This window comes from Streptomyces cahuitamycinicus (assembly GCF_002891435.1).
GTDB lineage: Bacteria > Actinomycetota > Actinomycetes > Streptomycetales > Streptomycetaceae > Streptomyces > Streptomyces cahuitamycinicus.
Genome location: NZ_POUC01000405.1, coordinates 1 through 7192 on the forward strand (window position 1 = coordinate 1; position 7192 = coordinate 7192).

The window sequence follows — 7192 nt, forward strand, 5'->3', positions numbered from 1 at the left end:
GTCCAAGCCGAACTGCCCGCCCCGACCCAGGCCCAGCGCCGCCGCGCCATCCAGGCCGTGATCCGCGAACTGCACTCCCGCGGCATCACCAGCTACACCGAGCCCGGCCTCGGCCCCGGCGGCGCCGGCTCGCTCTTCGGCGGCCTGAGCACCGACAACTGGACCGCCTACGCCGACCTCGCCGCGAGCGGCGAACTCCAGGCCCGCGTCAGCGTCCTGCTGCTGCCCGCGCCCATGGGCGGCTCCGCCGCCGACGTCCGCGAGGGACTGGCCGAACTGCGCCGCCCCGAGTCGGCCGACCCCCGGTTGCTGCGGGCCGTCGGAGTCAAGATCTTCGCTGACGGAGTGCCGCCCAACCGCACGGCGTGGATGAGCGAGCCGTACCCGGACGGCGGTCACGGGGCTCTGTGCGTGCACGGCGACACGCCCGCGCTCCAGGTGCACGAACTGCGCGAGATGATCAGGCTCGGCCACGAGGCCGGCTTCCAGCTCGGCGTGCACGTCACCGGCGACCGGGCCATCGACCTCGTGGTGGACGCCTTCGTCGCTGCGAACGAGGCCGCGCCCCGCCCCGACGCACGCCACTACGTGATCCACGGCGACTTCATCGGCCCGAGCAGTCTGGCCAAGCTCTCCGCGCACGGCTACGGCGTCAACATGAACCCCGCCATCAAGTGGACCATCTCGGACCTGATGGACGAGGTCGTCGGCCCCGAGCGCTCCGCCTACCAGTGGCCGGTGCGCTCCGCGCTCGACGCCGGGGTACGGGTCTGCGCCAGCTCCGACGCGCCGATCACCGAGCCCGACTGGCGTCAGGGTGTGGCGTCGATGATGCTGCGCGAGTCCAAGGCCAGTGGCCGCCCGAGCGGCCCCGAGCAGTGCGTGCCCCTCGCCGACGCCCTGCGGGCCTACACGTCCACCGCCGCCTGGCAGGACTTCGCCGACGGCTGGAAGGGCACCCTCGAACCGGGCCGGGCCGCCGACCTGTGCGTCCTGGACGGGCCGCTGCTCGGTCTCGACCCGCACGACGTCACCCGGATGCGGGTGGATCTCACGGTCTTCGACGGGCAGGTCGTCTTCGAACGGTGAGGCCTGCTCAACTGGTTCGCACCGCTGTCCGCCGCGCCCCCCACCGCCGGCTCCGGTAGCGGCCGGCCGTCCGGCACACCGCGTAGATCGTGAAGGAGATGGTCGTGACGTAGGGGCTGATGGGGACGCTGCTGCCCAGGGCCAGCAGGATGCCGCCCTCGATCGAGGCCACGGCGAACAGCATGCTCAGCGCGGGCAGCAGCACGGGCGAGGCGGTGACGCGGGCGGCCGCCGCGGCCGGGGTGACGACGAGGGAGAGCACCAGCAGCGCGCCGACGATCTGTACCGACAGGGCGACCGCGAGCCCGAGGACCAGCATGAACGCAAAGGACAGCCCACGCACCGGCACCCCGCGGGCCTGAGCCACGTCCGGATCGGCGCTGGCGAAGGCGAGCGGACGCCACATGACAGCCAGGGCCACCAGCACCAGGGCGGAGGTGCCGAGCAGCCACGACATCTGCGGGGTGTCCACGGCCACGATCTGCCCGGTGAGCAGCCCGAACTTGTTGGCCGCCCGGCCCTTGTAGAGGGCGAGGAAGAGCACGCCGAGCCCCAGACCGAACGGCATGATGATGCCGATCACCGAGTTGCGGTCCCGGGCCCGTGTCCCGAGGACGCCGATGGTGCCTGCCGCGAGGAGCGAACCGACGATCGAGCCCGCCACGATGTTCGTGTCCAGCAGCAGTGCCGCCGACGCGCCCGCGAAGGACAGCTCGCTGATGCCGTGCACCGCGAACGGCAGATCCCGCATCAGGACGAACACCCCGGCCAGCCCGCCCACCAGACCCAGCGCCACGCCGGCGACGAGGGAGTTGCGGACCAGGGCGAGAAGTTCGCCGTAGTCGGTGAAGTCGAAGATCTGGTGCCAGATCCCGTCGGCGAGTGTCATGAGCGCACTCCGTCCGTCTCCTGAGGTTCGGGGTGGTGCGGCGGGACGGGCTTCTCGTCGGGTGCTCCCGCCACCACCACCCGGCCCCGGACGCGGACGACGTCGACCCGCGTGCCGTAGAGGCGGGACAGTGACCCGGAGGTCAGCACCTCGTCCGGGGTGCCGACGCGGTGAGCGCCGCGGGCCAGGTAGAGCACCCGGTCGACCAGCCCCAGCACCGGGTTGATCTCATGCGTCACGAACACCACCGCCGTGCCGCGGGAGCGGCGCCGGGCGTCGATCAGCTCGGTGACGGCCCGCTGGTGGTTCAGGTCGAGCGACAGCAGGGGCTCGTCGCACAGCAGGAGGCGCGGGTCGGTCGCCAGGGCCTGCCCGATGCGCACGCGCTGCCGTTCGCCGCCGGAGAGCATGCCGAGCGGGACGTCGGCGTAGGCCGAGGCGCCGACCGACTCCAGGATCTCGTCCACCCGGCGGCGGGCCGGACCGGTGCGCAGTCGCGGCCCGAAACGGTGGCCGTCGATGCCGAACCGGACGAGGTCGCGGGCGCGCAGCATCGCCTGCGCGGACAGCGCCGCCTGCTGCGGGACGTATCCGATGTGCCGGGCGGCCTGGCGCGCGGGCCGGTCGAGGACCGTCAGCGTGCCCGCGGACAGCGGCTGACGGCCCAGCAGGGCCCGTAGGAAGCTGGTCTTGCCCGCACCGTTGGGGCCCAGCACGGCCAGGAACTCCCCGGGCCGTACGTCCAGATCGAGACCGCTCCACACCTCGCGCTCGCCGTAGGACAGGGCGGCTGCGCGCAGGGCGACGACCGTCGTGCCGTCCTGCCGGGGTATCGGGGTCACTTGGCCAGCGCGCTCGCGAGCGCGTCGAGGTTGCCGGTCATCCAGCCGAGGTAGTCCTTGCCCTTCGGCAGGGTCTCCGTCACGGGCACGACGGGGATGCCGGCCGCCTCGGCCGCCGCCTCGGCCTTCCCGGTCTGCGGGCCGGAGGTCTGCGCGTTGTAGACGAGGACCTTCACCTTCTTGCCACTGAACAGTGCGAGGCTCTCCTGGAGGACGCGCGGGGAGACGTCGTCGCCCTCCTCGATCGCCTCGCTGAACCGCGCGGGCGTCCGGTTCACCAGGCCGCTCGCCTCGGTCATGTACAGCGGCACGGGTTCGGTGATGGCGACGCCCTCACCGCCGTGCGCCTTCTTGATCCGCGCCTCCTCGGTCTCCAGCGGCGCGAGCTTCGCCTTGAAGGCGGCGGCGTTCTTCCCGAAGGCGCCGGCGTCGGCCGGGTCGGCCTTCGCGAGGGCGGCGGAGATCCGGTCGGCGACCTTGGCGACGGTGGGGAAGTCGTACCAGACGTGTTCGTTGAGCTCCCCGCCCTCGGGCGCCATCCTGCCGGACACCTCGACCGCGTTGATCACCTGGGCGGAGTCGTTGTGACCGCTCTTCAGCATGCGGTCGACGAAGTCGTCGTAGCCGCCGCCGTTCTCGACGACGACCTTCGCCTTGGACAGGGCCAGCTGGTTCTGGGGGTCGGCCTCGTAGGAGTGGGGGTCCTGGTCGGGGTCGCTGATGAGCGAGGTGACATCGACCCGGTCGCCGCCTATGCGCCGGGCGATGTCGCCCCAGACGTTCGTGGAGGCGACCACGGCCACCCGGGCCGGTGCGCTCCGGGCGTCGGCGGAGTCCGACGAGCTGCCGCAGCCCGCGAGCAGGGCCAGGGACGCGCCGGTCAGCAGCGCGAAGCGGCGGGACGTGGGCAGGGACATGGGTCCTCCAGGACGGGCGTGCACAGGGGGTTCGGCACGCATCACGGTAGATGGGAATGAATGTCAGAAGCGGCCTTGGGTGCAAGCCATGTGAAAACCATTACCAACTGTTGAGATGGGCTGGACTGTCTATCCAAGTGCTGGATTTTTGGTCTAAGGTGGTGAAGGTGAGAGGAGGCGGTATGGGCAACGGGACGAACGCCGAGCGGGACGCGATCCTCGCCGCGCTGACGCCGGTCGCGGAGGGCCTCGCCGCGACCTTCGGGCCGGTCTGTGAAGTCGTGCTGCACGACTACCGGAACCCGGAGAAGTCGGTGGTCGCCGTGGCCGGTTCGGTGACCGGGCGGGCGGTCGGCGGCGCGATGAGCGAGATCGGCATGCGCGTCCTCGCCGGCGGCGACGAGGCGGCCGACGAACTGAACTACGTCACCCGCACCCGCGACGGGACGCTCGTGAAGTCCTCGACGATGGTGCTGCGCGACTCCACGGGAGCCGTGTTCGGTGCCCTCTGCGTCAACGTGGACGTCAGCGCCGTCACCCGGGTCCACGACCTGCTCGGCGCGCTCGCCGGGCTCGGTGCCGCCCCGCGGGAGCTGCCGACCACCACGTTCGGCAACGACATCGACTCGGTGGTCGACGCCCTCGTCGACGCCCACCAGTCGCGGCAGCGGGGCAGCTGGGCGGAGCTCGGCCGGGCGGAGCGCGTGGAGCTGTTCGGCGGCCTGGACACCCGCGGTGTCTTCGCCGTGCGCGGCGCCGTCGAGCAGGTCGCCGCCCGGCTCGGCATCTCCCGTGCCTCCGCCTACAACTACCTGTCCCGGGCCCGGGCGGCCCACGACACTTCCACCGGAGGATCCGCGTGACGACCACCACCCCACCGGTCACCCTGGACGACGTCCGGGACGCCGCCGCCCGGCTCAAGGGCGTCGCCCACCGCACACCCGTGCTGCGCTCCCGCACCCTCGACGCGCTCGCCGGCGCCGAGATCCTCCTGAAGTGCGAGAACTTCCAGCGCGTGGGCGCCTTCAAGTTCCGCGGCGCCTACAACGCCGCCTCCCGCCTCACCCCCGAGCAGCTGTCCCGGGGCATCGCCGCCTACTCCTCCGGCAACCACGCCCAGGCCGTCGCCCTGGCCGCCCGCGAGCTGGGCGCCACCGCCGTCATCGTCATGCCGGAGGACGCCCCGCCGTCGAAGCGGGCCGCCACCGCCGGCTACGGCGCCGAGATCGTCACATACGACCGCTACTCCGGTGACCGGGTCGCCATCGCCGAGGCCCTCGCCGCCGAGCGCGGTCTCGCCCTCATCCCGCCGTACGAGCATCCGCACGTCATTGCCGGGCAGGGCACGGCTGCGCTCGAACTGGTGGAAGAGGCGGGGGAGCTGGATGCGCTGCTGACGCCGGTCGGCGGCGGCGGGCTGATGGCGGGCAGTGCCACGGCCGCCAAGGGCCTGTACCCCGGTATCCGGACCGTCGGCGTCGAGCCGGAGGCCGGGGACGACACTAAGCGTTCGCTGGAGGCGGGCCGGCGCATCAGCATCCCGGTCCCGCGCACCATCGCCGACGGCCAGGCCCTGCACACCCCCGGGGAGCTGACCTTCTCGGTCAACCGGCGCCTCCTAGACGACGTCGTCCTGGTCACCGACGACGAGATCCGGGACGCGATGCGGTTCGCCTTCGAGCACCTGAAGATCGTCGTCGAGCCGAGCGGCGCCACCCCGCTGGCCGCCCTGCTCAACGGCCGGGCTGGCACACTGCCGCGCAGGGTCGGCGTGATCATCTCCGGTGGCAACGTCGACGCCGCGCGCTTCGCCGAGCTCTGCGGCGGCGCCCCCTGATTGGCGCCGCCCGCCGCACGGACGGACGATGGAGGCAAACCCTCACGGAGGAGGAGCGTCATGCTGGAAGTGAAGACGCTCGACAAGCCGGACGAGCGGCGCGACTACCCCCGAGGCCACCTGGAAGCCGTCCACATGACCGGACTGGACTTCGCCGTGGCCACCTTCGAACCGGGCTGGCGCTGGTCCGAGTCCGTGGCCCCGATCGCCGGGACGGACAGCTGCCGGATCCATCACAACGGCTATGTCGTATCGGGCCGTATGCACATCCGCATGGACGACGGCGCGGAGACCGAGGTGGGCCCGGGCGACGTGTTCGTCTGCGCACCCGGCCACGACGCCTGGGTCGTCGGCGACGAGCAGTGCGTGGTGTACGACTTCGCGGGCAGCATGGCCAAGGAGTACGCCAAGAAGGATTAACCGATTCCCGCAGGGCCGTGGTGCGATGCGCCCGGTCCTGCCGCGCCGGATTGTCGCCTCAGCTTCCCCCTGCCCTGGGAAACCGGATGGCCGCCGGCGACAGCCGCGGCATCACACGCCCGCCCCGCAGGCTCTGTCACACCGGCAGCAGTTGTGCCACCAGCGCGCTCAACTGCCGTGCGTTGCGGCACTCGTGCATCTCGACCAGCTCGGCGTAGGCGGGTGCGGCGGAGTCGCCCGTGCCCCAGCGGGAGCGCTGCTCCGGATTGAGCCAGTGGACGCGGCGGGCGCGCTCGGCGATCCGCCGCACGGCGGGCAGGTTGGGATCGCTCCGGTTCGTTCGGGCGTCACCGAGAACGAACACGGTCGTGCGGGAGCCGACCGCGTCCGCGTACCGCTCGGCGAACTCGCCCAGCGCCATGCCGTAGTCGCTGCTCCCGTGATATCCCGTGACCGTCGCCTCCCCCTGGATGCGCGCACCCAGCCCCGCCGGGTCGGCCCTGCCGTGCTCCAGCAGCCCGGTCACCTCGTCGATCCGGTTGACGAACGCGAACACGCGCACCTTGCTGAACTGGTCGTGCAGCGCCTGCACCAGCAGCATCGTGAAGTCGGAGAAGCCGGAGACCGACCCCGACACATCGCACAGCAACACCAGTTCGGGACGCACGGGACGCCGTCGGCGCAGGACCGGCTTCATCGGCACCCCGCCCGTCGACAGCGAACCGCGCAGGGTCCGCCGCAGATCGATCGAGCCCCGACAGGCACGGCGGCGCCGGGCCGCCAGCCGGGTCGCGAGCTTGCGGGCAAGCGGCTGCACCGTCCTGCGCAGTTCGGCCAGCCGGTCCTGCCCGGCGAACAGGAAGTCGACCCGGTCGGCGGTCGGGGCCACCGCCCGCCGGGCGATCTCGTCCCGGCCACGCCGTTCGGCGACCCGCCGCCGCGCCTCGTCCGCCACCATGGCCCGGAAGGTGTCGATGCGCCGCCGGATCTCGTCCTCCAGCAGCCGGTCCGCGAACCCCGCGTTCCCGCCCTGCCCCCGGACGTCGTCACGCACCCGGGTCAGCAGCGTCTGCGGCCGCAGCCGTTCGAGCGTCTGGTACGACGACCAGCCGTCCGACTCCGGCGAGGAACCGTAGCCGCCGAAACCGTCGACCGCCTCGATCGCCAGTCGGCCCAGCATCTCCCGGTCGTCGGCGGC

The 7192-nt window shown here is 72.2% G+C and carries 8 protein-coding genes; 4 read left to right on the top strand and 4 right to left on the bottom strand.

Going from position 1 to position 7192, the window contains the following annotated elements; all coding sequences use genetic code 11:
- Nucleotides 1-1089: amidohydrolase (locus tag C1J00_RS34730; RefSeq protein ID WP_146046310.1), on the top strand; the 1089-nt coding region annotated here is incomplete at its 5' end.
- A 7-nt stretch (nt 1090-1096) separates the two neighbouring features.
- Here C1J00_RS34730 and C1J00_RS34735 read toward each other — a convergent pair.
- Genes C1J00_RS34735 through C1J00_RS34745 form a run of 3 tightly spaced genes read right to left on the bottom strand, consistent with a single transcriptional unit; the run spans nt 1097 to nt 3737 of the window.
- Entirely contained in the window at nt 1097-1978 is an 882-nt protein-coding gene (locus tag C1J00_RS34735; protein WP_102912933.1) for a metal ABC transporter permease, read from the bottom strand.
- Nucleotides 1975-2820 (bottom strand): metal ABC transporter ATP-binding protein, encoded by an 846-nt coding sequence (locus C1J00_RS34740; protein ID WP_102912934.1) that lies wholly within the window; start codon nt 2818-2820, stop codon nt 1975-1977. The genes C1J00_RS34735 and C1J00_RS34740 overlap by 4 nt, the downstream gene beginning before the upstream one ends.
- Nucleotides 2817-3737, bottom strand: coding sequence for a metal ABC transporter solute-binding protein, Zn/Mn family (locus C1J00_RS34745; protein WP_102912935.1), 921 nt, complete (start codon nt 3735-3737; stop codon nt 2817-2819). Before C1J00_RS34745 ends, C1J00_RS34740 begins: the two co-directional genes overlap by 4 nt.
- A 182-nt stretch (nt 3738-3919) precedes the next feature.
- Here C1J00_RS34745 and C1J00_RS34750 point away from each other — a divergent pair, with 182 nt between their 5' ends.
- The 3 genes from C1J00_RS34750 to C1J00_RS34760 are packed head-to-tail and all read left to right on the top strand — an operon-like array spanning nt 3920 to nt 5994.
- Nucleotides 3920-4600: a helix-turn-helix transcriptional regulator gene (locus C1J00_RS34750; RefSeq protein WP_102912936.1), complete on the top strand. Its 681-nt coding sequence runs from the start codon at nt 3920-3922 to the stop codon at nt 4598-4600.
- Nucleotides 4597-5574: a pyridoxal-phosphate dependent enzyme gene (locus C1J00_RS34755; RefSeq protein WP_102912937.1), complete on the top strand. Its 978-nt coding sequence runs from the start codon at nt 4597-4599 to the stop codon at nt 5572-5574. Before C1J00_RS34750 ends, C1J00_RS34755 begins: the two co-directional genes overlap by 4 nt.
- Before the next feature lie 60 nt (nt 5575-5634).
- Nucleotides 5635-5994: a cupin domain-containing protein gene (locus tag C1J00_RS34760; RefSeq protein WP_062930783.1), complete on the top strand. Its 360-nt coding sequence runs from the start codon at nt 5635-5637 to the stop codon at nt 5992-5994.
- A 136-nt stretch (nt 5995-6130) separates the two neighbouring features.
- On the opposite strand, the gene C1J00_RS34765 is transcribed toward C1J00_RS34760, so the two are convergent.
- A partial coding sequence (locus C1J00_RS34765) for a VWA domain-containing protein (protein WP_102912938.1) occupies nt 6131-7192 on the bottom strand: 1062 nt, incomplete at its 5' end.